Annotated in this window: 22 protein-coding genes and 2 pseudogenes; 18 read left to right on the top strand and 6 right to left on the bottom strand. The window is 68.5% G+C overall.

The features are described from left to right. Positions 1-33 precede the first annotated feature (33 nt). The 8 genes from cmtR (at position 34) to CWN80_RS06130 (ending at position 8,109) form a co-directional block, all read left to right on the top strand. Positions 34-414: a Cd(II)/Pb(II)-sensing metalloregulatory transcriptional regulator CmtR gene (gene cmtR, locus CWN80_RS06165; RefSeq protein ID WP_007926778.1), complete on the top strand. Its 381-nt coding sequence runs from the start codon at positions 34-36 to the stop codon at positions 412-414. Between the two features lie 2 nt (positions 415-416). Next, complete coding sequence (locus CWN80_RS06160) at positions 417-2,381, top strand: heavy metal translocating P-type ATPase (RefSeq protein ID WP_128277014.1); 1,965 nt, start codon at positions 417-419, stop codon at positions 2,379-2,381. Beyond that, a complete protein-coding gene (locus CWN80_RS06155; RefSeq protein ID WP_007926780.1) occupies positions 2,378-3,022 on the top strand; it encodes a DsbA family protein in 645 nt (214 codons plus the stop codon). The genes CWN80_RS06160 and CWN80_RS06155 overlap by 4 nt, the downstream gene beginning before the upstream one ends. Continuing rightward, positions 3,003-3,635 (top strand): vitamin K epoxide reductase family protein, encoded by a 633-nt coding sequence (locus CWN80_RS06150; protein ID WP_007926781.1) that lies wholly within the window; start codon positions 3,003-3,005, stop codon positions 3,633-3,635. The genes CWN80_RS06155 and CWN80_RS06150 overlap by 20 nt, the downstream gene beginning before the upstream one ends. A 144-nt stretch (positions 3,636-3,779) precedes the next feature. Further along, entirely contained in the window at positions 3,780-4,373 is a 594-nt protein-coding gene (locus CWN80_RS06145; RefSeq protein WP_007926783.1) for a TlpA disulfide reductase family protein, read from the top strand. Further along, positions 4,370-5,128 (top strand): cytochrome c biogenesis CcdA family protein, encoded by a 759-nt coding sequence (locus tag CWN80_RS06140; RefSeq protein ID WP_128277013.1) that lies wholly within the window; start codon positions 4,370-4,372, stop codon positions 5,126-5,128. Before CWN80_RS06145 ends, CWN80_RS06140 begins: the two co-directional genes overlap by 4 nt. A 1,728-nt stretch (positions 5,129-6,856) precedes the next feature. Further along, positions 6,857-7,474, top strand: a complete 618-nt coding sequence (locus CWN80_RS06135) for a DUF305 domain-containing protein (protein WP_128277012.1) — start codon at positions 6,857-6,859, stop codon at positions 7,472-7,474. 197 nt (positions 7,475-7,671) lie between these two features. Continuing rightward, positions 7,672-8,109 carry a DUF411 domain-containing protein gene (locus CWN80_RS06130; protein ID WP_157986916.1) on the top strand — a complete coding sequence of 146 codons (438 nt, stop codon included), beginning with the start codon at positions 7,672-7,674 and terminating at the stop codon, positions 8,107-8,109. A gap of 770 nt (positions 8,110-8,879) precedes the next feature. On the opposite strand, the gene CWN80_RS06120 is transcribed toward CWN80_RS06130, so the two are convergent. Beyond that, positions 8,880-9,821 carry a GlxA family transcriptional regulator gene (locus CWN80_RS06120; protein WP_040881704.1) on the bottom strand — a complete coding sequence of 314 codons (942 nt, stop codon included), beginning with the start codon at positions 9,819-9,821 and terminating at the stop codon, positions 8,880-8,882. A gap of 107 nt (positions 9,822-9,928) precedes the next feature. On the opposite strand from CWN80_RS06120, the gene CWN80_RS06115 reads away from it, so the two are divergent. The 7 genes and pseudogenes from CWN80_RS06115 to CWN80_RS06085 all read left to right on the top strand — a co-directional run bounded on the left by CWN80_RS06115 (position 9,929) and on the right by CWN80_RS06085 (position 14,554). After that, positions 9,929-10,240, top strand: coding sequence for a putative quinol monooxygenase (locus CWN80_RS06115; RefSeq protein ID WP_007929439.1), 312 nt, complete (start codon positions 9,929-9,931; stop codon positions 10,238-10,240). Positions 10,241-10,688: 448 nt separating this feature from the next. Further along, positions 10,689-11,855: a glutathione-independent formaldehyde dehydrogenase gene (locus tag CWN80_RS06110; RefSeq protein ID WP_040881699.1), complete on the top strand. Its 1,167-nt coding sequence runs from the start codon at positions 10,689-10,691 to the stop codon at positions 11,853-11,855. Between the two features lies 1 nt (position 11,856). Further along, the gene (locus CWN80_RS06105) at positions 11,857-12,417 is read left to right on the top strand and encodes a type 1 glutamine amidotransferase domain-containing protein (RefSeq protein WP_007929437.1); all 561 of its coding nucleotides are present in this window, start codon (positions 11,857-11,859) and stop codon (positions 12,415-12,417) included. Positions 12,418-12,422: 5 nt separating this feature from the next. Continuing rightward, positions 12,423-12,725, top strand: a complete 303-nt coding sequence (locus tag CWN80_RS06100; protein ID WP_007929436.1) for a putative quinol monooxygenase — start codon at positions 12,423-12,425, stop codon at positions 12,723-12,725. Between the two features lie 141 nt (positions 12,726-12,866). Further along, a complete protein-coding gene (locus CWN80_RS06095; RefSeq protein WP_192899843.1) occupies positions 12,867-13,997 on the top strand; it encodes an NAD(P)/FAD-dependent oxidoreductase in 1,131 nt (376 codons plus the stop codon). Between the two features lie 67 nt (positions 13,998-14,064). After that, positions 14,065-14,181, top strand: a pseudogene (locus CWN80_RS15950) (LuxR C-terminal-related transcriptional regulator); the annotation flags it as partial. 34 nt (positions 14,182-14,215) lie between these two features. Continuing rightward, a complete protein-coding gene (locus CWN80_RS06085) occupies positions 14,216-14,554 on the top strand; it encodes a TraR/DksA family transcriptional regulator (RefSeq protein WP_007929433.1) in 339 nt (112 codons plus the stop codon). Positions 14,555-14,628: 74 nt separating this feature from the next. Here the strand turns inward: CWN80_RS06085 and CWN80_RS06080 are convergent. Both CWN80_RS06080 and CWN80_RS06075 read right to left on the bottom strand, forming a co-directional pair. After that, positions 14,629-15,375 (bottom strand): annotated as a pseudogene (locus CWN80_RS06080) (aldo/keto reductase); the annotation flags it as partial. A gap of 52 nt (positions 15,376-15,427) precedes the next feature. Continuing rightward, entirely contained in the window at positions 15,428-17,518 is a 2,091-nt protein-coding gene (locus CWN80_RS06075) for a heavy metal translocating P-type ATPase (protein ID WP_007929431.1), read from the bottom strand. Positions 17,519-17,659: 141 nt separating this feature from the next. Between CWN80_RS06075 and CWN80_RS06070 the strand changes: the two genes are divergently transcribed. Beyond that, positions 17,660-20,944, top strand: a complete 3,285-nt coding sequence (locus CWN80_RS06070; RefSeq protein ID WP_007929430.1) for a DEAD/DEAH box helicase — start codon at positions 17,660-17,662, stop codon at positions 20,942-20,944. 133 nt (positions 20,945-21,077) lie between these two features. Here CWN80_RS06070 and CWN80_RS06065 read toward each other — a convergent pair whose 3' ends face one another. Further along, positions 21,078-21,419, bottom strand: coding sequence for a DUF2200 domain-containing protein (locus CWN80_RS06065; RefSeq protein WP_007929428.1), 342 nt, complete (start codon positions 21,417-21,419; stop codon positions 21,078-21,080). Positions 21,420-21,755: 336 nt separating this feature from the next. Between CWN80_RS06065 and CWN80_RS06060 the strand changes: the two genes are divergently transcribed. After that, a complete protein-coding gene (locus tag CWN80_RS06060) occupies positions 21,756-22,364 on the top strand; it encodes a TetR/AcrR family transcriptional regulator (protein WP_007929426.1) in 609 nt (202 codons plus the stop codon). Next, positions 22,361-23,908 (top strand): MFS transporter, encoded by a 1,548-nt coding sequence (locus CWN80_RS06055; RefSeq protein ID WP_007929419.1) that lies wholly within the window; start codon positions 22,361-22,363, stop codon positions 23,906-23,908. The genes CWN80_RS06060 and CWN80_RS06055 overlap by 4 nt, the downstream gene beginning before the upstream one ends. A 13-nt stretch (positions 23,909-23,921) precedes the next feature. Here the strand turns inward: CWN80_RS06055 and CWN80_RS06050 are convergent, their stop codons facing one another. Together CWN80_RS06050 and CWN80_RS06045 are read right to left on the bottom strand one after the other, a co-directional pair. Further along, a complete protein-coding gene (locus CWN80_RS06050; protein WP_007929415.1) occupies positions 23,922-24,842 on the bottom strand; it encodes a hypothetical protein in 921 nt (306 codons plus the stop codon). Beyond that, positions 24,839-25,369: a hypothetical protein gene (locus tag CWN80_RS06045; RefSeq protein ID WP_007929413.1), complete on the bottom strand. Its 531-nt coding sequence runs from the start codon at positions 25,367-25,369 to the stop codon at positions 24,839-24,841. Before CWN80_RS06045 ends, CWN80_RS06050 begins: the two co-directional genes overlap by 4 nt. Positions 25,370-25,472: the final 103 nt, after the last annotated feature.

The following is a 25,472-nucleotide window of genomic DNA, read 5'->3' as shown; positions in this document are numbered from 1 at the left end:
TAAACCCGGGGCGATCCAGTGTATGGTCACTGCATGCTGAACAGTGCTGCTCTCCTGGACGTGCTCAATCGCTTGGGTAGGGCGATGGCGGATCCGACTCGAGCGCGGATCTTGGTGTCGTTGTTGCAGGAGGCGAGCTATCCGGCCCAGTTGGCTCGTGATCTCGATCTGAGCCGCACGAATGTCTCCAATCACCTCGCGTGCCTGCGTGGCTGCGGGATCGTGATCACCGTGCCGGAAGGCCGTCGGACCCGCTACGAGATCGCCGATGCGCATCTGACTCGGGCGTTGGAGTCGTTGATGGACGTGGTCTTGGCGGTCGACGACGGGGTCCCCTGCATGGACGCGAACTGTGACGTGCCGTTGTGCTGCGGGACTACACCTGCGCTGGTTGCCGATGAGCAGAGGGTCTGACGATGAGTGATGTGTGCTGCGGAACGGACGGGCCCGTCGCTGAGGATCTCGCGCCGTGGTGGCGTGATCAGGGCTTGGCACTGCCAGCCGCCGCTGGAGTGCTGTGGCTGACCGGACTGCTGCTGGAATTCGGCGGCGCCGAGGGCCTGAGCGTGCTGTCCTACGCGATCGGCTTGGCTGCGGGTGCCTGGACGTTTGCTCCGGCAGCGATCCGCCGCCTAATCACGGGGCGTGGGCAGGGCCGGTTGGGTGTGGGCCTGCTGATGACGATCGCCGGTACAGGCGCCATCCTGCTGGGGCACGTGGGCGAGGCAGCAGCGTTGGCCTTTCTGTTCTCGATCGCCGAGGCACTTGAGGACCGCGCCATGGACCGGGCCCGTCACGGGCTGCGGGCGTTGTTGTCCCTCATCCCGGAAACCGCTGTCGTTTCACGAGCGGGAACGGACGAGCGGATCCCCGCCGAGCAGGTTCGGCGGGGCGATGTTCTTCTCGTCGGCGCTGGCGACCGGGTCAGCACAGACGGCGTCGTCGAGGCGGGTCACTCGTGGCTGGACACCTCGGCAATCACCGGAGAGTCGATCCCCGTCGAAGTCGCGCCCGGCGACGAGATCGCGGCCGGATCGGTCAACACCTCGGGCACGTTGCGCATCACAGCAGTCGCCGACGGGCGCGACAACTCCCTGACCCAGATGGTCGAGCTCGTCGAGCAGGCTCACGCGAACAAGGGCGATCGTGCGCGCCTGGCTGACCGCATCGCCCAACCACTCGTCCCATTGGTGCTGCTGGCCGCTGCTGCGATCGCGGCGTACGGCTTCGTCGTGGACGACCCACAGACGTGGATCGAGCGTGCGCTGGTGGTGCTGGTCGCGGCCTCACCCTGCGCCTTGGCGATCGCGGTCCCGGTCACGGTGATCTCAGCGATCGGCTCGGCCAGCAAGTTCGGGGTGATCATCAAGTCCGGAGCGGCCTTCGAGCAGCTCGGGACGATCCGCACGATCGCCTTCGACAAAACAGGCACCCTGACTCGCAACGAGCCCCGGGTGGTGGCCACTCACGCGGCCAACGGTCACACCGACGCGGAGGTGCTCTCCTTGGCAGCGGCACTGGAGGCCACCAGCACCCACCCCCTGGCGGCGGCGGTGGTCGCTGCCTCACCAGATCATCCTGCGGCGAGCGACGTCCACGAGCACGCCGGACACGGTGTCACCGGGTTGGTGGACGGACTCCGGGTACGCGTTGGCAGCCCCCGCTGGGTCGCCCCGACCGACCTGAGCGGGCAGGCCGACGCTATGGCCAGTCAAGGCATGAGCCTCATTGTGGTCGAGGTCAACGATCAAGCGTGCGGCGTGATCGGCGTCCGCGACGAGCTGCGCCCTGAGGCAGCCCAGGCCATCTCCGCCCTGCACCAGCAGGGGGTGTCCACCGTGATGCTCACCGGTGACAACGCACGCACCGCGCAGGCCATCGCCAGTGAAGCCGGCATCCGAGAGGTTCACGCGGAGACCCTGCCCCAGGACAAGGCCGACCACATACGCGCCTCGATGGCCACGGCCCCGACGGCGATGATCGGCGACGGCATCAACGACGCGCCCGCGCTGGCCACGGCCACCGTCGGTATCGCGATGGGCGCCAGCGGTTCCGCCGCCGCAGTCGAGTCCGCAGACGTTGCCTTCACCGGCCACGACCTGCGGCTGCTGCCACAAGCCCTCGCACATGCCCGCCGCGGACGAGCGATCATGACCCAAAACGTCGTCCTGTCCGTGGCCCTGATCGCGGTCCTCTTCCCGCTCGCCCTGTTCGGCGTGCTGGGTCTGGCCGCGGTCGTGCTGGTCCACGAGGTCGCCGAGGTCATCGTCATCGCCAACGGTTTGCGAGCCATCCGCACCCAGCGCCATTCCCAGCCTGAGGCCAGAATCGATGACTACTCTGCGCGCCAGCAGCGCCCTTCGATGATTGGAACCCGATGAGCAAGAGCCTGAAACTGTCCATGGCCATGATCGTGGCGGTTCTGGTGGCATTGGTCGCTGCGGTGACGTTCAGCCGGGCCGGCGAAGAAGCGGCACCCACGGGGTCCGGAAGCGGGGCGTCCGCGCCCTTGGTGCGCGATGACAGCCCCCGCCTGACCTCCGGCAAGAAGGCAGTGTTCGTGGAGTACCTCGACTTCGAGTGCGAAGCGTGCGGTGCAGCCCACCCCGTCATGACAGACCTGCGAGAGAAGTACGGCAAAGACGTGACCTTCGTGGTGCGCTACCTCCCCCTCCACGGAAACTCGATGAACGCGGCACTGGCTGCCGAGGCCGCCCGTGAACAGGACAAGTTCGAGGAAATGCACGACAAGCTCTTCGAGACGCAGGCCGAGTGGAGCCACTCTGAATCGTCCAAGGAGAAGACCTTCGAGGGATATGCCCAGGAGCTGGGGCTGGACATGAAGCAGTACCGCGCCAGCCTGAAGGACCCCGCCGCCGCGCAGCGCATCGAGCAGAGCAAGAAGGACGCCCAGACACTGGGCGTCACCGGCACCCCCACGTTCTTCCTCGACGGCGAAAAGATCGAGCCGACCACCATCGCCGACTTCGAGACCAAGCTTGATGCCGCAATCGAAGACTGAGCCGACCGTCGTCACTCCGGCGGCTGCATTCAACGCACGCGGACTGGGCTGGCTGTACCTCGTCGGGGGCCTGGTCGGGCTGCTCTGCGCCGTCGTGCTGCTCGTGGAGAAGATCGAGCTGCTCAAGAACCCGGACTACGTCCCCTCGTGCAGCATCAACCCGATCCTGTCCTGCGGCTCGGTCATGGTCACCCCTCAAGCCGACGCCTTCGGTATCCCAAATCCGCTTATCGGAGTCGCGGGGTTCGCAGCCCTTGCCATGCTTGGAGCAGTCCTGGTCAGTGCCACAAGCCTTCGTGCATGGTTGTGGGTGGCGACCCAGGCCGCGGTGACCCTCGCGGTGGTGTTCATTCACTGGCTGATCTTCCAGAGTCTGTACGTGATCGGCGCACTGTGTCCCTATTGCATGGTCGTGTGGGTCGTGACCATCGCCGTCTTCTGGCACACCACCATTCACAACCTTCGGCGTCACCGGGGCACCGTCGCTTCGCCCACGCGCCGCGGTGTGGCGATGCTCATCGAGTACCGCGCAGCGGTCTTGACCGCTTGGTACCTGGTGATCGTCGTGCTCATCGCTATCAGGTTCTGGGACTACTGGGTCACGCTCCTGTGATCACTGACCCGTGGACCGAATCGCCATCACGCCGAGAGGCCGAGCGGCATCCTCCAGCCGCCTCGGCGCTGACGAACGACGACCCCGATACCTCGCCGCGCATCCACGCACGCGCGGCGACGACCTCAGGAGCATGAGACCCGAATGACCGCACGCTGCCCCTCCCGCCGAAGTCTCCTCGCCGCGGCCGGTGCTGTCGCTGCCACCGGTGGTCTCGCCGCGTGCTCCTCATCCGGTGCCAAGGATGAGCAAGACCTCGGCTATCGATCCGGGGACGGCAGCGTGACCGCTTTCGACGAGACCCAGCGCGGCGAACCCGTCGAGCTCGCTGGTGAAACGCTTGACGGCCAGACGTGGGACAGCGCCGATCACCGCGGCCAGGTCGTCGTCGTCAACGTCTGGGCCAGCTGGTGCGGACCCTGCGCCAAAGAGGCCCCACACCTCGTCGCGCTCAACAAAGAGCTCAAGGGCGATGACGTGCAGCTCGTCGGGATCAACTTCCGAGAGTCCTCCGTGGAGACCGGCAGATCACAAGCCAAGACGTGGGGCTTCACCTGGCCCTCGATCTACGACAAGTCCGGCACCACCTCGATCGCCATGCAAGGCAAAATGACCACCCAGCCCTCCACCGCTGTCCTCGACCGCCAGGGTCGTATCGCTGCGGTTGTCCTCGGAGCGACCACGCAGTCGACCCTTCAAGGCCTGATCGAGGACACCCTCGCCGAGGAGGACCGATGATCGTCGCTTTCACGACCGGGCTCAGTGACCAGGTCGCCAGTGGGGCTCTGCCTCTCGCGGCGCTCGTCGCGGCCCTCGCGGGGCTCGTTTCCTTCGCCACGCCCTGCGTGCTGCCCCTCGTACCGGGCTATCTCGGCTACGTCACTGGCCTGTCCGACGTAGCACTGGAGAGGCGCAGCCGTGGCCGGATGGTCTTGGGTGCGTTGCTGTTTATCCTCGGCTTCACCATCGTTTTCGTTCTTGCCTCGATGTTCGTGGCCACCGCCGGCCGCGCGCTCGTGGAGCACCGAGAGCTACTGATGCGCATCGGGGGCGTAGTGGTGATCCTCATGGCCCTGGTCTTCCTCGGCGCCGGTTCGCAGCGGACCTTCCGCCTGACGATCAAGCCCGCCACTGGCCTGGCCGGGGCCCCTGTCCTCGGGGCCGTCTTCGGCCTGGGCTGGGCGCCCTGCATGGGCCCGACTATCGCCGCGGTCCTCGCGCTCAACCTCGCCGGCGACGCCTCGATCACCCGAGCTGTCGTTCTCGCCGTGGCCTACTGCCTCGGGCTGGGACTGCCCTTCATCCTCATCGCCGCGGCCTACGAGCGCTGGGCCCCGGTCTCGTCGTGGCTGCAACGACACCAGCGCGCGATCCAGGTCGTCGGCGCCACCCTGCTGATCATCGTCGGGACACTCCTGCTCACCGGCGGCTGGGATGCGATCGTCCAGCGGCTGCAAACCAGACTCATAAGCGACTGGGAAGTGCCCCTCTGATGTGAAGGAGCATGGCTCACTGCTGTCAGGGCGTGAGTCGGGTCCCGAGCGCTCACGGCCGTCGGCTGCGCAGGCGGCTCAAGTGCCTCGGCCCAGTGTCGGCAGCGCTCAAAATGAGGCCGAAAGTTCTGGCTCGGCTACTTTGCGCGACGCCCTCCCCAAGGCGAGGTTCGTGCAAAGTAGGCCGCGTGTCGTATGCAATCTGCGCTGCATCTCGACACTAGTGTCGAGAAGCGCCCTAAATCAGAGCAAGACGACTTCTATCTAAGATGCGAGGATCCGACGGCACTAGGACGCCAGACTTCTGGTGCTCGGACGCCGCGCGGGCAGGGGCTACTGCCGACCGCGTCTCCCTCGGTCTGCTTGCGGTACTGAAGCTCGAGTGGGGGGAGCGCTTGGCTGGCCGTAGATGGGCGGCTGTTAGTCACCGCTGGGTGAGGCTGGGTCGTCGTCGACTTGGCGGTCTGTCGCGTTCACGGTTGAGATTCGTCGCTCGGCCGACCCTCATCGACAATGGCGTTCAACTGGACTTTCGGGCGGATCGCCTCAGCCTCGTCGACCGCAGCGCGCTGCAATTACGACCTAGCCGCTGTGACTCCCACGGCCAAGACCGTCGCGACTCCAGCCCCCGCCACGAAAGCCTTCGGCATGGCCCTGAATGCTGCCGACCTCTCGATGCTCTCGATGAGCATATCAACGCCGCCCGCTTCCTTCGCGCGGACCACGATGTCTTCGTACGCGCCTAGGTTTCCCACTTGCCACTCCCATCTCGGGCGCGCTGGTCACGGGCCCGTCGACTGCATCGGCTGTTGATTCCAAGCTCGCCCGAATGAGGCTGGAATACCTGGGCTCCTGAGCTGTGCTGTCAAGAGGTGCCAAGGGGCGGGCCCGTGGTTCCTGACACGGAGGCGCGAAGCGTGAACTGTTGAGCGTGTTGCCAAGCACGATCGATGTAGGGCTTTTCGGTGGATATGTCGCATTCTCTAGTCTATTTAGTCTATCGATTCTTTCTGTTCAATTCGAGCGAATCCTGCGACATTGAGCGACGAAGCTCACTGAAACATCTTGTGCTCACCGGGACTGCTGCACGCGTAGGTGACATCTGATCTGGCTTGCCCGCAGCCTCCTCGCCGCGCCGACCACGTGCCGGCGCGGCGAGGGGTCCTGCCGCCGACATCCCACGACAGGCGACTCATAGAATGTGGGCCATGGCCCCCGACCACAGCGCGCGCACGCAGGTTGGTCGCACGCTTCAGCCTCCATGGGGCCTGCTGGTTCTGGGGCTGGCCACCGCGGTGGTCGCAGGCATACTTGCCATGCACGGATTCTCCGTCGGCCATCACATGCCGGGCGAGGTCTCCACGCAGCAGGTGGACTCGAGCACGAGCCACCACACGCATCAAGACCCAGCGAGCTCGGGCGCACATTCATGTCCGTCCCCCGGCTGCGACGAGCAAGGCTCAATGGCCGCGATCTGCTTGTTCATGCTGCTGTGGCTGGTGACCCTCGTGCCACGGCGCGGTGGCTCCTCGTGGCGATGGCAACCCCCGTGGGTGACCTGGCTCGCTGCCCAGTCACCACCCCCACCGGGGCACCTGTCACGCGTTTCGTTGATTCGGCTGTGCATCAGCCGAACGTGAGCATGCGTCTCGCGTCCGACCACGCCACACGGCGTCGCCGGACGCAGTCCTGCCCGATCAACACCAGACAAAGGAACCGCGATTTCGCATGCGCAAGAACACCATCACCAAGACATTGGCGACCGCCGCGGCAGCCACCCTCATCGTCAGTGGCTGCTCCCAAGGCAGTAGCAGCCACGGCTCCCACGGCGGCAGCGAGAGCGGCAGTAGCCAGGCGTCGGCACAGTTCAACGACGCCGACGTCACCTACGCCGAAGGCATGATCATGCATCACCAGCAGGCCGTGGAGATGTCCGACATCATCCTCGACAAGTCCGGGGTCAACCCCGACGTGGTGGAGATGGCCAAGCAGATCAAGAAGGCCCAAGGGCCAGAGATCAAGGAGATGCAGACCTGGCTCAAGGACTGGGGTCAGGACGACTCCGGCCACAAGGGCCACGGTGGTGACTCCGGCTCCGGAGACGAGATGAGCCATGACGGCATGGTCAGCCCCGAGGACATCAAGAAGCTCAAGGCGGCCGACGGCGAACAAGCCTCCACGCTGTTCCTCGACCAGATGATCGAGCACCACCAAGGCGCCGTGAAGATGGCCAAGGACCACCGCCGGGACGGGGAGAACCCCGACGCGGTGGAGCTGTCCAAGAACGTCATCAGCGACCAGAACGCTGAGATCAAGGAGATGCGCACCATGCGCGACTCGCTCTGACTGCTCCCAACGGGCCCGGCCGGCTGTGCGCCGGCCGGGCCCCCCCACACATCGAAGGTCCTGATCCAATGTTCACCAGTTCACGCACCCCCCAACAGATCAGCCGGCGCACCCTCCTCCTGGCCAGCATCGGGTCGGCGTCCTTGCTGACCGCCTGCGCGGACGAGGGCCCGGCGCCCACCGCGAAAGAGACGTCGATGCCCGCGAAGGTCGCCGACTACGGAGTCGACCCGGAACAACTGGTGATGACTGTGTACAAGGATGCCTCCTGCGGGTGCTGCGGCGGATGGGTCGCCCACGCCGAAGACAACGGGTTCACCATCACCACCGAGCACCCCGAAGCCCTCCACGAGGTCTGGGAACGCCATGACATCGCCTTGGACATGCAGTCCTGCCACCTGTCGCTCACCTCCGACGGAGACGTCTTCGTCGGACACGTCCCGGCACGATTCGTCCTGAAGTACCTAGCCGACCCACCGAAGGGCGCACGCGGCCTGAGCGTGCCAGCCATGCCTGTCGGGACGCCCGGCATGGAGCAGGAAGCCGAGTTCGACCCCTACAAGGTCATGCTGCTCACCGACGGCGAACCAAAGGTCTTCGCCGATGTGAGGAAGGCATCACAACAGCGGGTCTGACTTCCGACCGAAGGTGGCTCAGGAGGAAACAGTCAACGTCCCGCAACCACTCCTAGGTCGGGGTGGGCATGCCCACCAGGCAACCGTGATGGAGCCGAACGGCCGACGAAGTTGGGCAGGGCTGCGGAGGCCTACTTTGCACAGCCGTGCCATCAGGGGCGGTCTGTCCAAAGCGGGACGCGTGTCGTGGGCAATCTGCGCTGCTTCTCGACATCTAGTGTCGAAATGCAGCGAAGACTGCAGAGAGGGCCTTCGTTTGCAGCAAGAACCCAATGTTATGAGTTTGCATAATCTTCGCTTATGACTTCGGGTACGGAGCCCTGAATCGTGATGCCTCCGGGTTACCCCTCGCGGCATCAGCGAGCGAGGTATCCCGGCTCTTCCCCAGATGACGGTGTAGGTCGGCCGGGCGCGTCGGTCCGCAGATAGACGTCGAGATCTCCCGGCGAGGGAGGTTCCGACGCCATCCATCCGAAAGACCTCGACGTGACCGACGCTACCCCGCCGGCCGGCTTCGGCGGCCCTGACCTGACCGCCTTCGCGTCTTATCCCAATCGACTCTGATCGGGTCTGCTGATCCTCTCGACGAGAACGCAGCGACACCACAGCCACCCAACCCCGACCGTCCGGGAAGCCGGGACACGTCACACGGCCTGTGCGGCGGGCGTGTCGAGTGGGTCGTCCAGGGGCGACGCAGGAGCGTTGACGCGACGTGCTGAGAGGTGGTTCCAGTCGAGCACTAGCACACCGGCTACAGGCATGGCGAGAGGTCAGGAACGCCGTCGCTCCCTACGCAGGAGGGAGCGCAGAGTCTCGGCGTTCGCGTAGCCGACTCGTAGCGCGATCTCGGCGGAGGTGAGGTCCGTGGTTGCTGAGAGGTGCCGAGCTCGTTCGATGCGAAGCCGTTGGACGAAGCCGAGCGGAGTGAGGTTGAGCGCCGCACGGACTCGTCGTTCGAGGGTGCGCCGGCTGGTGCCAAGTGACTGCGCGACGAAGGCGACGTTGAACGGTTCGTCCAGGCGGGCGCGCACGAAGCGTTCGAACTCGACGACGATCGGGTCCTCGTGCCGGAGATGTTCGTAGGCGACGAAGGCCGCCTGCGACGGGCGCTCGTCGATGATGAGGAGCTTGGCGACATGTTGGGCCAGGTCGGGGCTGATCGATCGCACGAGTGAGAGCACGAGGTCGATGTGGGCGAACGCGGCGCCGGCGGTGACGAGGTTCCCGTCGGCCACGACCATGGTGTCGAGATCGAGGGCGACGGTTGGATAGCGCTTCAGGAACTCCGGCCCCAGGAACCAGCTGGTCGTCGCCCGCCGATGATGCATCCGTCCGGTCTCGGCGACAGCGAACACGCCGGTGCACGCCGCGGCGATCCGGGTGGTCGCCTCGTCGAGGCGCCCGAGCGAGGCGATGACCGAACGAGCATCTCGGCTCTGGAGGGCGTCGTTAGTAGCGGCGCCCGTAAGGGTTCCAAGCGCAGGGACGACGACCACGTCGAACTCTCCGGACTCCGACAGCGGGTGGTCCACCGACAGGGTCATCGATGCCGTCGTGGTCACTCGCCGTTTCGGTCCGAGGATGGCGAGTTCAATCGGGTCGATCCGCGGGTCGACATCGCCGCGGGCTCCGTCGGCCACCCGCACGATGTCGATGATCGACGCGATAGCCGAACCGAAGCAGCCGTCGATCGCGATCAGTCCGATACGCATGACGTAAACAATAGCAATACTGCCGTATACGCCACTCCCCACCGGCCCTCGCTCGTCATACGCTGAACTCGTCCCACGAAGAACCCCGATTTCAAGGAGAGTCCCTCATGTCCACACCCGCATCACTTCCGTATGCCTTCGTCGCCAAGATCGTCGCGGCCGATGGACAGCACGACGCGCTCGCCGATCTGCTCGCCGGCGCTGTCGCACTCGCCAACGAAGAAGTAGGAACGATTGTCTGGTTCGCGGTCAGGACCGACGCCGACACCTTCTGGATCTTCGATGCATTCCCCGACGAGGCCGCTCGCGACGCCCACGCCAACGGCGACATCGTCGCAGCCCTGATGGCCAACCAGCACCTCCTCGGCGCAGCACCCGAGATCCTGGCGGCCGACGTCCTCGCGTCCAAGCTCCCGTAGTCCGCCAACGCACGAGACGATCGCGCCCCGCCGAGCCGTCGCCAGGTCGCGACGCAACGCCATGCTGCGTAGCCGAGCGGTGCGAGGCCTATCGGCACACGGACAGGATGCCGGCCGCGAGCGTTCGGCCGGCGAGGGGTCCGTCGCAGAGGAGAGCGACGTCGGTGTCGGGCAGAGCCGTGAGGCCAGCGCATCGCGCGACCACCAGAACCGAACAGCCCCTGACCTGCATTTCCGCAGGTCAGGGGCTGTTCGCCGTGGCCGAACTATGCGATCTCGGCGACCACGACGACGGCGAGCACCATCGCGACCGCGGGGGCATGACGTGCCGCCGCCGCGGACAATCCAGATCATGTCGGGTTCGGTGACACGCGCTTGACTCGGCCGTGACGCACTGTGAGTGTGAAGGAGTCAGAAGTTCACCACGCACCACAATTGGAGACTCGCCATGAAGGCTGTTGTCTATCAGGGGCCCAGAGATGTCGCGGTCACGGATGTTCCGGACGCGAAGATCGAGCGCCCCACCGATGTGCTGGTCAGGATGACAACGACCAATATCTGCGGCTCGGACCTGCACATGTACGAGGGACGGACCTCCTTCGAGGAGGGCCGCACCTTCGGCCACGAAAACATGGGGGAGGTGGTAGAGATCGGTAAGGGCGTCGAGAAGGTCCAGGTCGGCGACCGGGTCGTGCTGCCCTTCAACATCTCGTGCGGATTCTGCAAGAACTGCGAGCGCGGGCTCACGAACTACTGCCTCACCACCCAGCCTGACCCGTCTGCCGCCGGTGCGGCCTACGGTTTTGCAGAGATGGGCCCGTACGGCGGCGGCCAGGCCGAGCTGCTCCGGGTGCCCTTCGGCGACCACAACGCACTGCGCCTGGGCGAGGACGCGGAGGAGAAGGAGAATGACTACGTCATGCTCTCCGACATCTTCCCCACCGGTTACCACGCCACCGAGATGGCTGGCGTGATCCCGGGCGACAGTGTCGTGATCGCTGGAGCCGGTCCGGTGGGTCTGATGGCTGCGCTGTCCGCGACGATCAAGGGCGCCGCGAAGGTCATGGTGGTCGATCGCCACCCCGACCGGCTCGCGCTGGCCGAGCAGATCGGAGCGATCGCCATCGACGACTCCAAGACCGACCCCGTGCAGGCTGTGCTGGACGAGACCATGGGGCTCGGAGCCGACCGTGGCTGCGAGTGCGTGGGCTACCAGGCCCACGACCCGCAGGGGAACGAAGACCCGGCTGCCACCTTGAACATGCTCATCAACTCGGTGCGTTTTACCGGCGGGATCGGCACCGTCGGCGTGTTCGTCCCCGAGGACCCGGGGGCCAAGGGCGAATTGGCCAAGCAGGGCAAGGCGGCCATCGACTTCGGCACCCACTGGTTCAAGGGACAGACCATGGGCAACGGTCAGTGCCCGGTCAAGAGGTACAACCGCCGGCTGCGTGACCTGATCGCGGCTGACAAGGCGAAGCCGTCCTGGATCGTCTCCCACGAGATCTCGCTGGACCAGGCCGCCGACGCCTACAGGAACTTCGACTCCAGGTCCGAGGGCTGGACCAAGGTCGTCATCAAGCCGGGTATGTCCGACGGAAAGAAGGCAAACTGACATGGCAGCAAATCTGCAGGGCAAGAGAGTCGCGATCCTCGCCGCGGACGGGGTCGAGCGCGTCGAACTCGAGCAACCCCGCGAGGTTCTGGACAAGGCCGGCGCTCGGACCGAGGTCCTCTCGCTCGATGAGGGCGAGATCCAGGCCCGCGAAAACGACCTGGACCCGGCGGGGACGTTCGGCGTCGACGGGCTGGTGGCTGAGGCCTCGGTGGCCGACTACGACGCCTTGGTGCTTCCGGGCGGCACGGTGAACCCCGACCAGCTCCGGGTCGACAAGGACGCTGTCGCCTTCGTCCGGGACTTCGTCGAGAGCGGCAAGCCGGTGGCGGCGATCTGTCACGGACCGTGGACGTTGATCGAGGCGGGCGTGGCCACCGGTCGCACCCTGACGTCCTTCCCGAGCATCCGCACGGATCTGCGCAATGCCGGCGCGAACGTCGTTGACGAAGAGGTCGTGGTCGACAAGAACCTCATCACCAGCCGCTCGCCTGAGGACCTGCCGGCGTTCTCCGCGGCGATCGTGTCCCAGCTCGAGGGCACCACGACGAAGGAAGAGTAGCAGTCATGAGTGTGACCAAGGGACTGCTGGTCAGGTTCGACGCGCTGCCCGGCAAGGAGGACGACGTGAAGGAGTTCCTTGACAGCGGCCGTGCGCTTGTTGGGGAAGAGCCGGCGACCACTGCGTGGTTCGCGATCCGCCTCGGGCCCTCCTCCTTCGGGATCTTCGACGTGTTCCCCGACGACGCCGGACGTGACGCTCACCTGTCCGGTGCTGTTGCGGCAGCTCTCGGCGAAAACACCGGCACGTTGTTCTCCGAACCGACGATCGAGAAGCTCGACGTGTTGGGCTTCAAGCTTCCCGCCTGACACGACAAACCGGGATTACTGACCCCGACATGAGGGGCCGCTGCGCGCGGTGACTTCGGGCTGACACAGTCCGTTGACGTCGTGGCAGCGGCCCCTTCTCATGCGGCCTATCGCACATCCCTAACAGATCGAGGAACCGCGATGACAGGAACTGACAACGACGTTGCCACGACGCGTTCACCCGAGGTAGCAGTGATCGGGGGCGGGATCGTCGGTCTGTCGACGGCGTACGCGCTGCGGGAGCAGGGCGTTCCGGTCCGCTTGTACGAGGCCGGTGTGCCCGGCACGGGTCAGTCCGCAGGCGAGTCGCGGATCTTCCGGCACGCCCACGACGACCCGCGACTCGTCGCTCTCGCGCGCGAAAGCCGCGGCGTATGGGATGAGTGGGCCGAACACTTCGACGTCGAGCTGGTCTCATCAGATGGTGTCGTGGCGATCGGCGACAGCGCCCTGGCGCGGCTGCGGGTGCTCGACCAGGTCGGCGGCGTGGAAGCGCACGAGATCGATGCCGCCGAGCTCGCCCAGCGAATGCCGCTGCTCGCTGGGTACTCGGGGCCAGCGGTGCTCGACGAGTCGGGCGGCGCGATCCGCACCCGCACCGCGATCACGGCACTCGCGGGTGGCCTCGCAGATGCCGTCACCACCTCAGAGGTCATCTCCATCGATCCCCGTGCCGATGGGACGGTCGAGGTGCGCAGCGTCACCGACCGGGCTGTCTACTCCAAGGTCGTCGTGTGCGCCGGCCGCGAAACCGCCCGCCTGGCCCGCAGCGTCGGCCTGTCGCTGCCGGTTCGCCTTGCCGCACACGTCCGGCTGACCTTCGACGTGAAAGCCGCCGCCCCGGCACGAGTCGCGTGCCTGCAGGACAGCAGCGGCGTCTTCGGCGAAGTCGGCGTGTACGCGACCCCGCTACCGGGTAACAGCAGTTATTCGGTCGGACTCAGCGAAACCGTCGGCGTCCGCGACGACGGAACGTTCATCGACCCTGCGGCGATTCGATCGCTGGACGAGCGCGCACGCGAATACGTGACACGGGCGCTGCCCGGTCTCCACCCAGAGCCGCGCGATTTCCTTCACTGCTGGGTGACCGACCTCCCGTGGAGCGAGGACGGCGTGGCCGTGTGGGAGGCAGGCTCTGTCTTTTTTGTGGCCGGTCACAATCTGTTCAAGCAGGCACCTGCGCTGGGTCGCGCTCTTGCCCGGGCTGCGACCGGCGGCGGTCTCAGGGGCGAGCTCACGCCCGACGCGCGCCTCGGCGAAGCCCAGGACTAGTGGCCGTTGACCCACGGATGCGACGCCAGCGCTAGCTGGGGCGAGGTGGTGGAGTTGGTCCGCGGGCAGGGGCAAGGCCACCATCGCCCACGAGCTGATGATCAGCCTCAAGACCGTGCGCAACCACGTCTCCAACATCTTCGCCGAGCTCCACGTCTCCGACCGCTCCGCCGCCATCGGTTAACTGCCCGAAACGAGGGGGGTGCCATGATGCGTGGATGCCTGACCCACGGACACTTCTCGACGCAGAGCGAAGGGAGACCCTCGCTCGTCTCGCGACCCTCACCGGTGACTTCGATGCGCTCGTCGAGGCCAGCGAGGGGAGCAACGCCGACGACGAGCACGACCCGGAGGGGGCGACGATCGCCTTCGAGCGCTCGCAGGTCGATGCGCTCGCTCGGCAGGCGCGCGAGCACCTCCGCGAGATCGACGCTGCTCTGGCCCGCCTCGACGCAGGCGACTACGGCACCTGCGAGCGGTGCGGTCGCCCCATCTCGGCGGGTCGGCTCGAGGCGCGACCCACGGCGCGGACCTGCATCGATTGCGCTGCCCGCTGATCGCAGGTGGTGCGGATCAAGGACATCCCGTGCGCGAGCACGCGGGATGTCTGTGTCTTGGGCCAAGCGTCCCATCATGCCTCCGGGATCTCCCGGCCAAAGCTCTCCAGCGTGATGTCCTCCGGCTCGGGGCCACCGCGCTTGCCGGTGTCGAGGCCGTCGATGGCGGCCAGCTCGGTCTCGGAGAGCTCGATGTCGAAGACGTCGAAGTTCTCGGCGATCCGCGCGGGGGTCACGGACTTCGGGATGACCTGGCGGCCCTGCTGCAGGTGCCAGCCGAGCATGACCTGCGCGGGCGTCCTGCCGTGTGCGTCCGCGATCGAGCGGATCGTCTCGTTCTCGAGTGTGCTCGTGTGGCCGGAGTCGCGGTAGAAGGTGATGCCGCCGATCGGGGACCACGCCTGGCTGACGATCCCGAGCTCGTTGTTGCGGTCGAGCAGCGCCGACTGGCGGAAGTACGGGTGCACCTCGATCTGGTTGACGGCCGGCACGACCTCGGTCTCCGCGAGGAGCCGGTCGATGTGCTCGTGCATGAAGTTCGAGACGCCGATGGCGCGCACCCTGACGTCGGCGAGCAGCCGCTCCAGCGCTCGGTAGGCGCCGATCGTCGTGTCGAACTCGCCCGGCAGAGCCTGGTGCAGGACCAGCAGGTCGATCTGCTCGACGCCGAGCTTGCCGGCGCTCTTGTCGAAGGAGTGCAGCGTCTCGTCGTAGCCGTAGTCGCTGATCCAGATCTTCGTCTCGACGAAGACCTCGTCGCGGGCGAGACCGAAGCGGCGGATCGCCTCGCCGACCTCGCGCTCGTTGCCGTAGGCGGCGGCTCGGGCTGGCCACGGGTGTGGCGCTCAGCCGCGCAGCTTCGCCGCGCTCCGCTCAGCCGCGCAGCTTCGCCGCGCTCCGCTCGGGTGCCAGGTCCAGCCGCCGCAGCAGTTGCGCGTTGAGCGCGACGACGATCGTCGAGAGCGACATCAGGATCGCGCCGACGCTCATCGGCAGGACGAAGCCGATCGGGGCGAGCACGCCGGCGGCCAGCGGCACGGACAGCAGGTTGTAGCCGGCAGCCCACCAGAGGTTCTGCTTCATCTTGCGATAGGTCTCGCGCGAGAGGTCGATGACCGACAGGACCGAGCGCGGGTCGGAGCTGGCGAGCACGACTCCGGCAGAGCCGATCGCGACGTCGGTGCCCGCGCCGATCGCGAGGCCGACGTCGGCCTGCGCGAGGGCTGGGGCGTCGTTGACGCCGTCGCCGACCATGGCGACCTTCCTCCCTTCGTCCTGCAGCTGCGCGACCTGGGCCGCCTTGTCCTGCGGACGCACGCCGGCGAGGACGCGGTCGATGCCGAGCTCGGCGCCGACGGACTCGGCGACCGCCTGCGCGTCGCCGGTGATCATGACGACCTGGGCGCCGACGGCGTGCAGGGCGTCGACGGCTTCGCGGGACTCGGGGCGGATCTCGTCGGCGAGGCGCAGCGCCCCGATCACGTCGCCGTCGGCGAGGACGTGGAGGATGATCGAGCCCTCCTCCCGCCAGGCGTCGGCGACGGGCAACTCACCGAGAGAGTGCTGCTCGAGCAGGTAGGGGCCGCCGACCTCGACGGTCTCGCCGCCGACCTCGGCCCTGACCCCGACCGCCGGCGACGAGGTGAAGCCGCTCGCGGACGGCACCGTCAGCCCGCGGCGCTCGGCCGCGCCGACGATGGCCCGGGCGAGCGGGTGCTCGCTGTCGGCCTCGGCGGCCGCTGCCAGCGTGAGGACCTCCCCTTCGTCACGCCCGTGGGCCTCGATGCCGGTGACCGTGGGCTCGCCGCGCGTCAGCGTGCCGGTCTTGTCGAAGAGCACCGTGTCGACCGTGCGCATCGACTCCAGCGCGAGCCGGTCCTTGACGAGCACGCCTGCGCGAGCGGCGCGCTCGGTCGCGATCGAGACAACGAGCGGGATCGCCAGGCCGAGTGCGTGGGGGCAGGCGATGACGAGGACGGTGATCGTGCGCACGACCGCGTCGTCGGGCAGGCCGATGAGTGTCCAGACGAGTGCGGTGATGATCGCCGCGCCGAGGGCGAACCAAAAGAGCCAACCGGCCGCGGTGTCTGCGAGGCGCTGGGCCCGTGACGATGAGGACTGGGCGTCGGCGACGAGACTCTGGATGCCGGCGAGCATGGTCTCGTCGCCGGTCGCGCTCACCTCGACCCGCAGGCCGGAGTCGGTGGCGACGGTGCCCGCGACGACGGTGTCGCCGACCTCGCGCCGCACCGTGCGCGACTCGCCGGTGACCATCGACTCGTCGATGCTCGCCGATCCCTCGACGACCCGCCCATCGGCGGGGACGGACGCGCCGGGCCGGACCACGACGACGTCACCGACCGCGAGGGACGAAGGGGGGACCGTCACGATCTCGTCGCCCTCCACGCGCTCCGCCTCGTCGGGCAGCAGTGCGGCGAGCGAGTCGAGGGCGGAGGTCGTCTGGGCCAGGGAGCGCATCTCGATCCAGTGGCCCAGCAGCATGATGACGACGAGGAGCGCCAGCTCCCACCAGAAGCTCAGCTCGTGGTGCAGCAACTCGAGGCTCGCGCCCCACGACGAGACGAAGGCGACGGTGATCGCCAGCGCGATGAGCAGCATCATCCCGGGCCTGCGAGAGCGGATCTCGTCGACGGCGCCGGTGAGGAAGGGGCGTCCGCCCCACGCGTACATCACGGTGCCCACGAACGGTGCGATCCACGTCGTCCAGCCGTGGTGCGGCAGGTCGTAGCCGACGAGGTCGGCAAACATCGGGTCGAAGCCGACGACCGGGACGGCCAGCACGAGCATGATCCAGAAGAGTCGGCGGAACTGCGCGACGTGGTCGCCGTGCCCCGCGTGCCCACCGTGGTCGCCGTGCCCACCGTGCCCGGCATGGGTGTCGTGCTCGGCGTGCTCGTGGTGCAGGTCCTCGTGCACGTCATGGTCCGGTTGGTCGGTGCTCATGCCCAATGAGGATACCCCATGTGGGTATAGTCTCAGCTGGCGGTTGTCCACAGCCGGTGGTCGTCGTCGGGCAGTGACGGGGGAGCGGCCTACGGTGGGGACATGCCGATCCTCCCTTCGCCCTCGCAACGGGGCTGACCTGTGGTCTGGGACGTCGAGGACGCCGCGTGGGTGCGCGGGCTGAGCGATGTCGCCATCGTCGAGGCGACCGACCCGGGGTCCTTCGAGCGGGGCGTCGACTACGCCGAGAGCGGCATGGTGCAGCAGGTCGCCACGCTCAACCGTGGCCGCGTCCTCGTGGCCCGGGTGTCCGGCTCGGGGCGCGAGGCCTACCAGACGATCGTCTCCCTGCGCGGGGACCCGGCCGACGCCGTCGTCGAGTGGGGCGCGCGCTGCAGCTGCCCCGTGGCGCAAGACTGCAAGCACGCGGTGGCCGTCGTGCTCAGCGTCCGCGACGCTCTCGGGGGCATCCAGCAGGTCGAGCCGAGCCGACCGTGGGAGGACGCGCTGGCCTCCCTCACCACCGAGCCGCCACCGGAATCGCTGGACCAGGGGTCTCCCGTCGCGCTCGTCGTCGAGCGGGTCCAGTCACCGGTGCACACGTGGGGGCATGAGCGCGCACCACGCGTGCGGGTGCGTCCGACCCGCCGCACCAAGGCGGGCCACTGGGCGAAGAAGTACTCGTGGAGCGAGCTCCTCCAGCCCAACTACTTCAACGCGGCGGCGGTCCGCGAGGACCACCGCAGTGCTCTCACCTCCCTCTTCACCCTCCACGAGGCGCGCACCGGCGCCCGCCGCTACTCCTACGGGTCGGGCGGCGACGTCCACCTCGACGTGCTCGGGCCCGATGTCTGGACGGCACTGCGGCGGGTGCGCGACGCGGGCGTCGCGCTCATCGCGAGCGAGGCTGGCGATGAGGTCGAGCTGCTCGACGAGGCGGTCGACGTGGTCCTCGACGTGACGGCCGTCGACGAGGGGCTCCTGCTGCGCCCTTCGATCGACGGTGCCGGCCCGGACGCCGGTGATCTCCAGCTCGTCGGCGAGCCGGCGCACGGAGTCGTCTGGACCGAGGCGGGCGACGACGGCGAGCGGGTGCGGCTGGCGCCCTTCGGTGCGGATCTGACACCCGAGCTGGGTGAGCTGGTCGCCGGCCGTGACATCCTCGTGCCCGAGGCAGATGTCGAGCGCTTCGTCGCCCTCTTCCTCCCCCGGCTGCGGGAGCGGGTCACGGTGATCTCCTCCGACGACAGCGTCGACCTGCCGCAGCCCGAGCCGCCGCAGCTGTACGTCCACGTGCGTCGTGACGGCCACGGCGTGCTGCTCGACCTGGGCATCGCCTACACGGCGGGAGAGCACACCCATGTCGTCGGTGCCGACAAGCAGGGGTCGCTCCTTCGCGATCGGCGGGCCGAGCGCGCCCTGCTGGAGGGCCTCGAGGCGCTCGCCGACCTGCCGGGCGCGAGGATCCGGTCTCAGCACGGCTGGCGACTGCGCTCGCCGATGCGGCTCCACGGGCCCGCGGCGGTTCTCGCCCTCACCGAGGTCGTGCCGCGGCTCGACGACGACCCGCGCTGCATCGTGGTCGTCGACGACGACGTGTCGAGCTTCGAGGAGCTGGACGCCGAGCCCGATGTGTCCCTCCACCCGGCGAGTGACGACGGCGGCTCCGACTGGCTCGACCTGCACGTGCGCGTCACCGTCGGCGACGTCGAGGTCCCCTTCGAGCCGCTCTTCGCCGCGCTCGTCGCCGGCGACGAGATCATGCAGCTCGAGACCGGTGAGTGGTTCCGGCTCGGCCACCCGGTCCTCGACGACCTGCGGGCGCTCATCGAGGAGGCGCGGGCACTCGTCGAGCCGGAGGCGGGCGAGGTGCGGCTGAGCCGCTACCAGGTCGACCTCTTCGACGAGCTCGCGGCGATCGCCGACGTCGAGGTCGAGCGCGAGCACGTCTGGCGCTCAGGTGTCGAGACCCTCCGCGAGATCGACAGCCGCCCGGTGCCCGAAGCGCCGGCCTCCCTGCAGGCGACCCTGCGGCCCTACCAGCTCGAGGGCTATCACTGGCTGACCACGCTCTGGGACGCCGGTCTCGGGGGCGTCCTCGCCGACGACATGGGCCTGGGCAAGACCGTGCAGACCCTGGCACTGCTCGCCCGCGCCCACGAGGCGGGCGAGCTCGACCGGCCGGTGCTCGTCGTCGCCCCCACGAGCGTCGTCGGCACGTGGGCCAGCGAGGCCGCGAAGTTCGTCCCCGACCTCGTCGTGCGCACCCTGCCGCACACCCACCGCCGCCGCGACGAGTCCGTCGCCGAGGCGGTCGACGGCGCCCACCTCGTCGTCACCTCCTATGCGGTGCTGCGCATCGACTCCGCGGAGTTCGCCGAGGTCGGCTGGCGTGGCGTGATCCTCGACGAGGCGCAGTTCGTCAAGAACGACCGCTCCAAGACCCATCAGGCCCTGAGGAGGCTGTCCACCCCCTTCGTCCTCGCGGTGACCGGCACCCCGCTCGAGAACTCGCTCATGGACTTGTGGTCCCTCTTCGCGCTCGCCGCGCCCGGGCTCTACCCGCGGCGGGACCGCTTCGGCGACCTCTACCGCAAGCCCATCGAGTCCGGCGAGCAGCCCGAGCTCCTCGACCGGCTGCGCCGCCGGATCCGCCCGCTCATGCTGCGTCGGACCAAGGAGGAGGTGGCGATCGACCTGCCGCCCAAGCAGATTCAGGTTCTCCCGGTGGAGCTCTCCTCGACCCACCGGCGCATCTACGACCGACACCTGCAGCGCGAGCGCAAGCGGGTGCTCGGGCTGCTCGACGACCCCGACGCCAACCGCGTGGCGATCCTTGCCTCGCTGACTCGGCTGCGGCAGCTGAGCCTCGACCCCGGTCTCGTCGACGGCGAGCACCGCGGCCAGGGCATCTCGGCCAAGCTCGACGTGCTCGTCGAGCACCTGGGCGAGCTGGCTGTGGAGGGCCACCGTGCACTCGTCTTCAGCCAGTTCACGAGCTTCCTCGCGATCGTGCGCGAGCGGCTCGAGGGCGAGGGCATCACGACGAGCTATCTCGACGGGGCGACGACCGACCGCGCGAGCGTCATCGACGCATTCAAGCAGGGTGAGCAGACCGCCTTCCTCATCAGCCTCAAGGCCGGCGGTGTCGGCCTGACCCTCACCGAGGCCGACTACGTCTTCGTCCTCGACCCGTGGTGGAACCCCGCCGCCGAGGCGCAGGCCATCGACCGGGCCCACCGCATCGGGCAGGACAAGCCGGTCATGGTCTACCGCCTCGTGTCGACCGGCACGATCGAGGACAAGGTCGTCGAGCTGCAGGAGCGCAAGCGAGATCTCTTCCAGCGGGTCGTCGACGACGGCGGCGAGCTGTCCGGGGCGATCACCGCTGCCGACATCCGCGCCCTCCTCGAGCCCGACGGGTGAGCCACCCCCCTGCAGGGGCTCACCTGTCGGTGGGGGCACGAGATCGCCTCCGACGTCGGGGACCCACCAGTCCGTATTGTCCTCGGCAAATGCGCGCGGGGTCCGTATTTCCCTAGGGAAATACGGGGCAGGGTCAGGCGCGCAGCACCTTGTCCATCGCCTTGCCCTTGGCCAGCTCGTCGACGAGCTTGTCGAGGTAGCGGATCCGGCGCATCAGCGGGTCCTCGACCTCCTGCACCTTCACCCCGCACACCGATCCGGTGATGAGCTCGGAGGCCGGGTTGAGCTGCGCCTGGTCGAAGAAGTCCTCGAAGGTAGTCCCCTCGGCCAGGTGCCGCTCGAGCGCCGCCTGGTCATAGCCGGTGAGCCAGCAGATCACCTCGTCCAGCTCGTCGCGGGACCGCCCTTTGCGCTCGACCTTGGTCACGTAGTGCGGGTAGACGTCGGCGACGGCGGTCGTGAAGATCCGGTGCATGTGGCCAGCCTAGGTCGGGATCCGCAGGGCAGCGGTGGTGCCGACCGGGTGGCGCGGTCGGCGTGAGGGCGCCACGCGCAGCCCGTCTGCAGCTGGCAAGGCCGGGCGTCGGGGCACGGTGAGTCGATCCGCTGGGGCCGGGCGGAGAGCCCCTCGGCCGCACCGCGGTCGAGCTCCCCGGTGGCCACGTCGAGTCGCTGGGTCAGCCCGTCGAAGGTCACCTCGACCTCGAGCTCGTGGTCCTCGTCGGCGGCGACGAGCACCGGGGTGGCGTTTCCCCCCTTCGATCCTGTACACATGTACATGTACGGATGTACAACAACGAAGGGAGGGGCCGTGGGCTCCACGCAGGACCGGCCGGCACCCGGGCGGCGCGACCCCGAGGGGCGGCGCCGCGCGATCATCGATGCGGCCGCAGAGCTGATCGTCGAGGGCGGCGCCTCCTCGCTCACCCACCGCGCCGTCGCGGCCCGCGCCGGGGTCTCGCTCGGCTCGACGACGCAGTACTTCTCCTCCCTCGACGAGCTGCGCGAGCTGGCCCTGCAGTCGCTCTCCGACCTCATCGACGCGGGCCTGGCCGAGGTCGAGGCGCAGCTGCTGCCGCTCGACGACGCCCCCGAGCGACTGGCGCAGGAGATGCACGCCTTCCTCAGCGACGAGCGGGCGGTGCGCGCCGACCTCGAGCTCGTCCACTCCGGGCTCGGCGACGACCCGAGACTGCGCGAGCTCGCGCTGCGCTGGACCGACCGGCTCGTCGAGATCCTCGCCCGTCACCTCGACCCCTACGTCGCCGAGGCGATCGGCCTCTACCTCGACGGCGCCACCCTCCACGCCGGGCTGCACGACGAGCCCGTCTCCGCCGAGACCCTCGCCCGGGTCTTCCGCGCCCTCATGTCCGCCCCCACCACAACCACCACCACGACCGAAGGGAGTGACCCCCGATGACCACGACCCCCACCTCGACCGACACCTCCACCCAGGTGTCGACCCGCCGCGCCTGGGCGGCGGTCGCCGTCCTCAGCGCGAGCCTGCTCGTCATCACGATGGACATGACGATCCTCAACATCGCGCTGCCGGACATGGCGGCCGAGCTGCGACCCACGGCCAACCAGCAGCTGTGGATCGTCGACGTCTACTCCCTCGTCCTCGCCGGGCTCCTCGTCCCGTGGGCGGCGGTCGCCGACCGATGGGGCCGGCGGCGCATGCTGCTGCTCGGCTACGCGATCTTCCTCGTCAGCTCGCTGCTCGTCCTCGTCGCCGACACGGCCGAGGCGGTCATCGTCCTGCGCGCCCTGCTCGGCATCGGCGGCGCGATGATCATGCCCAACACGCTCTCGCTCATCCGGGTGATCTTCACCGACGCCGCCCAGCGAGCCACGGCGCTGAGCATCTGGGCGGCGGTCTCCGGTCTCGGGGCGGCGGTCGGGCCGCTGGTCGGTGGATTCCTCCTCGAGCACTTCTCCTGGCACGCGGCCTTCCTCGTCAACGTGCCGCTGATGGTGGCGGCGATCATCGCCGGCCTGGTCGTGCTGCCCGAGTCCCGGGTCGAGGGAGCCGGACGGTGGGACGTCACGGCCGCCGTGCTCGCCCTCGTCGGCATGGTCGCCTTCGTCTGGTCGGTGAAGTCCTTCGGCAAGGAGGCGAGCTTCACCCACCCGCCGGCCCTGCTGGCCCTGGCGATCGGCGTCGGCGCGCTCACCGTCTTCGTCCGCCGCTGCCTGCGCAGCGACTCCCCGCTGCTCGACGTCGGTCTCTTCCGCAGCCGGCCCTTCTCCGCCGGCATCATCGCGGCGCTCGGCACCACCTTCGCCATGCTCGCCGCCATGCTCCTGCTCACCCAGTGGTTGCAGCTCGTCGAGGGCGCCAGCCCCATCGAGTCCGGCATCAAGCTCATCCCCGTCGCGCTCGCCGGTGCGGTCGCCTCGCTCGCCGCGCCGCCGCTGGCGCGGGTCGTCGGGGCCCGGACCGTGCTCGCCTCGGGACTGGGGCTGGCCGGGATCGGTCTGCTCGCCGTCGGGCTGGGGCCCGACGAGGTGACCTACCCGCTCGTGCTCACCGCCATGCTGCTCGTCGGTGCCGGTACCGGGTCGCTCGCCATCGCCTCGGCGATGGTCATGATGGGCTCGCCCGAGGACAAGGCCGGCAACGCCGGCGCCCTCGAGGAGACCTCCTACGAGCTCGGCGGCACCCTCGGCGTCGCGGTCCTCGGCAGCGTCTCGGCGCTCGTCTACCGCACGCACCTGCAGGGCTCCGCGGCGCTCCAGCAGGCTGGGCCCGAGGCCGCCCGGCACGCCGAGGACTCCCTCGGCGCGGCCGTGGCGACCGCCGACGAGCTCGGTCTGCCCCGCCTGGCCGCCGACGCGGGCGAGGCCTTCACCGCCTCGCTCCAGGTCGCCGGCGTCGCCGGGGGCCTGCTCATGCTCGCCGTCGCCGCCACGGTCTTCGTCCTCACCCCGCGGGGGACCGACATCACCGGCGCCGCCCACTGAGCGGGGTCGGAGCCTACTTCGACGCCTCGAGCAGCCGCTCGAGCTCCTCCGGGGTCATCCCCTCGACGAACTCCGCGCCCTCCTCACGAGCGTCGACCTCGACGGGCTGCTCGAAGTACCGGTCGTACTGCTCCTGCGCCGCCTCCGGGTCCTCCTCCCAGTCCTCCTCGCTCGGGGCGGACTCGTAGTCGTCGAAGTTGTCCTCCCACTCCTGGACCTCCTCCGGCGTCATCCCGTGGTGGTACTCCGGGTCCTCCCACCACCAGAAGGTGTCGGCGTCGTCGATCGCCTGGTGCTGGGCCGCGTGCCGCATCTCGTGGTAGACGGTGTGCAGGATCATCGGGTCGTCGAGGATGTTGGGGTTGATGTAGACCTCGTTGGCAAACCACCAGTCCTCGAGCCAGGCGCCGTTGCCGCTCATGTCCTCGTCCCAGTTGATGTCCGGCATCCCCGTGCCGTAGTGCTCGGCGCGCTCCTTGATGATCTGCTCGACGATCGCGCGCCGCTCGTCCTCGCTGTAGCCCTCCCAGGCCTCGCGGACCTCGGGCGGCAGGTCGCCATACTCCTCGGGGTCGCGCGACTGCCCCTCGTCGGCTGCGCCTCCGGTGCCCGAGCCTCGGGGCGGTGGGCCCGCGGGAACGCCGCTGCCGCCGCCGGTCCCTGCGCTGCCGTCCTCCTGCTCGCCCGCATTGCGCTCGGCGGTCGAGGAGACCTCTTCGAGCGTGCGGGCGGCCCGCTCCAGCCCCTGGGCCGCCGCGGGCCAGTCCGACCCGATGAAGTGCTCGCAGTCGGGGCCGGACCACACCTCGGCGAGGACCCGGGATAAGGCGTGCCCGGACGTCACCAGCCCGTCGAGGTCGCTGCTCGACCGCTGCAGCGACCGGGCGATCTCGTGCAGGCGTGCGGCGTCGGCGCCGTGGCTGACGGGGCTCATCTGGCGCCCGCCGGGTCGAGGACGAACCACGTGACCTGCCCGTCGGGGCTCTCGTGGCGGTCGAGGACGCGCCCCTCCTCACGACGGGTCGACTGGCTGCCGACGCGGACCTTGCGGGTGCGCAGGATGTCGTACTCGTCGGCGACCCGCAGGACCGACCACGGGCGCTCGTGGGAGCCGTCGCCGGTGGCGAGCACGCTCGACACCGACAGCCGCGACATCCGGGCCTCGCGCTCGGAGGCGGCGTGCTCGCCGAGCGCCGCGAGCGCGAAGGACAGCAGCCGGTGCGCCGACGGGTTGAGCGCCGCACCGGGCATCTGCTCGGTGATGCCCGTGACGACGGCCACGTGGTCCCCGCGGCGCAGCAGCGGCGCCATCGCCGAGTGCAGCTCGAGGTCCGGGTCGAAGCTGCTCGAGCGGGTGACCGCCTTGCGCAGCGCGTGCAGTCGCTCCTCGTCAGGGTGTCGTACGTAGTCCCTGACGAGGTCGCCGAAGGTCTGCGCCCCGGCCTCGGTGTCGTGGTCCATGGTGTCTCCCGGTGGTCGTCGTCGCGTCCCAAACTAGGGCGCGCCGACCCCGCCTGCCCAGGGGAGCACTCCCCGCTGCGGCGGACCGGAGCGTCGGCGAAGA

This window comes from Janibacter hoylei PVAS-1 (genome assembly GCF_004025845.1).
Taxonomy (GTDB): domain Bacteria; phylum Actinomycetota; class Actinomycetes; order Actinomycetales; family Dermatophilaceae; genus Janibacter; species Janibacter hoylei.
Note: the sequence above shows the minus strand (reverse complement) of the source record. Positions and strands in the feature narration are given on the sequence as shown.

Coding starts and splice junctions, on each gene's coding strand:
- CWN80_RS06055 (WP_007929419.1), top strand. CDS start 22,361: ATGACCACGACCCCCACCTCGACCGACACCTCCACCCAGGTGTCGACC.
- CWN80_RS06135 (WP_128277012.1), top strand. CDS start 6,857: ATGCGCAAGAACACCATCACCAAGACATTGGCGACCGCCGCGGCAGCC.
- CWN80_RS06155 (WP_007926780.1), top strand. CDS start 2,378: ATGAGCAAGAGCCTGAAACTGTCCATGGCCATGATCGTGGCGGTTCTG.
- CWN80_RS06115 (WP_007929439.1), top strand. CDS start 9,929: ATGTCCACACCCGCATCACTTCCGTATGCCTTCGTCGCCAAGATCGTC.
- CWN80_RS06045 (WP_007929413.1), bottom strand. CDS start 25,369: ATGGACCACGACACCGAGGCCGGGGCGCAGACCTTCGGCGACCTCGTC.
- CWN80_RS06150 (WP_007926781.1), top strand. CDS start 3,003: ATGCCGCAATCGAAGACTGAGCCGACCGTCGTCACTCCGGCGGCTGCA.
- CWN80_RS06065 (WP_007929428.1), bottom strand. CDS start 21,419: ATGCACCGGATCTTCACGACCGCCGTCGCCGACGTCTACCCGCACTAC.
- CWN80_RS06105 (WP_007929437.1), top strand. CDS start 11,857: ATGGCAGCAAATCTGCAGGGCAAGAGAGTCGCGATCCTCGCCGCGGAC.
- CWN80_RS06140 (WP_128277013.1), top strand. CDS start 4,370: ATGATCGTCGCTTTCACGACCGGGCTCAGTGACCAGGTCGCCAGTGGG.
- CWN80_RS06095 (WP_192899843.1), top strand. CDS start 12,867: ATGACAGGAACTGACAACGACGTTGCCACGACGCGTTCACCCGAGGTA.
- CWN80_RS06075 (WP_007929431.1), bottom strand. CDS start 17,518: ATGAGCACCGACCAACCGGACCATGACGTGCACGAGGACCTGCACCAC.
- cmtR (WP_007926778.1), top strand. CDS start 34: ATGCTGAACAGTGCTGCTCTCCTGGACGTGCTCAATCGCTTGGGTAGG.
- CWN80_RS06145 (WP_007926783.1), top strand. CDS start 3,780: ATGACCGCACGCTGCCCCTCCCGCCGAAGTCTCCTCGCCGCGGCCGGT.
- CWN80_RS06110 (WP_040881699.1), top strand. CDS start 10,689: ATGAAGGCTGTTGTCTATCAGGGGCCCAGAGATGTCGCGGTCACGGAT.
- CWN80_RS06160 (WP_128277014.1), top strand. CDS start 417: ATGAGTGATGTGTGCTGCGGAACGGACGGGCCCGTCGCTGAGGATCTC.
- CWN80_RS06130 (WP_157986916.1), top strand. CDS start 7,672: ATGCCCGCGAAGGTCGCCGACTACGGAGTCGACCCGGAACAACTGGTG.
- CWN80_RS06120 (WP_040881704.1), bottom strand. CDS start 9,821: ATGCGTATCGGACTGATCGCGATCGACGGCTGCTTCGGTTCGGCTATC.
- CWN80_RS06100 (WP_007929436.1), top strand. CDS start 12,423: ATGAGTGTGACCAAGGGACTGCTGGTCAGGTTCGACGCGCTGCCCGGC.
- CWN80_RS06085 (WP_007929433.1), top strand. CDS start 14,216: ATGCCTGACCCACGGACACTTCTCGACGCAGAGCGAAGGGAGACCCTC.
- CWN80_RS06050 (WP_007929415.1), bottom strand. CDS start 24,842: ATGAGCCCCGTCAGCCACGGCGCCGACGCCGCACGCCTGCACGAGATC.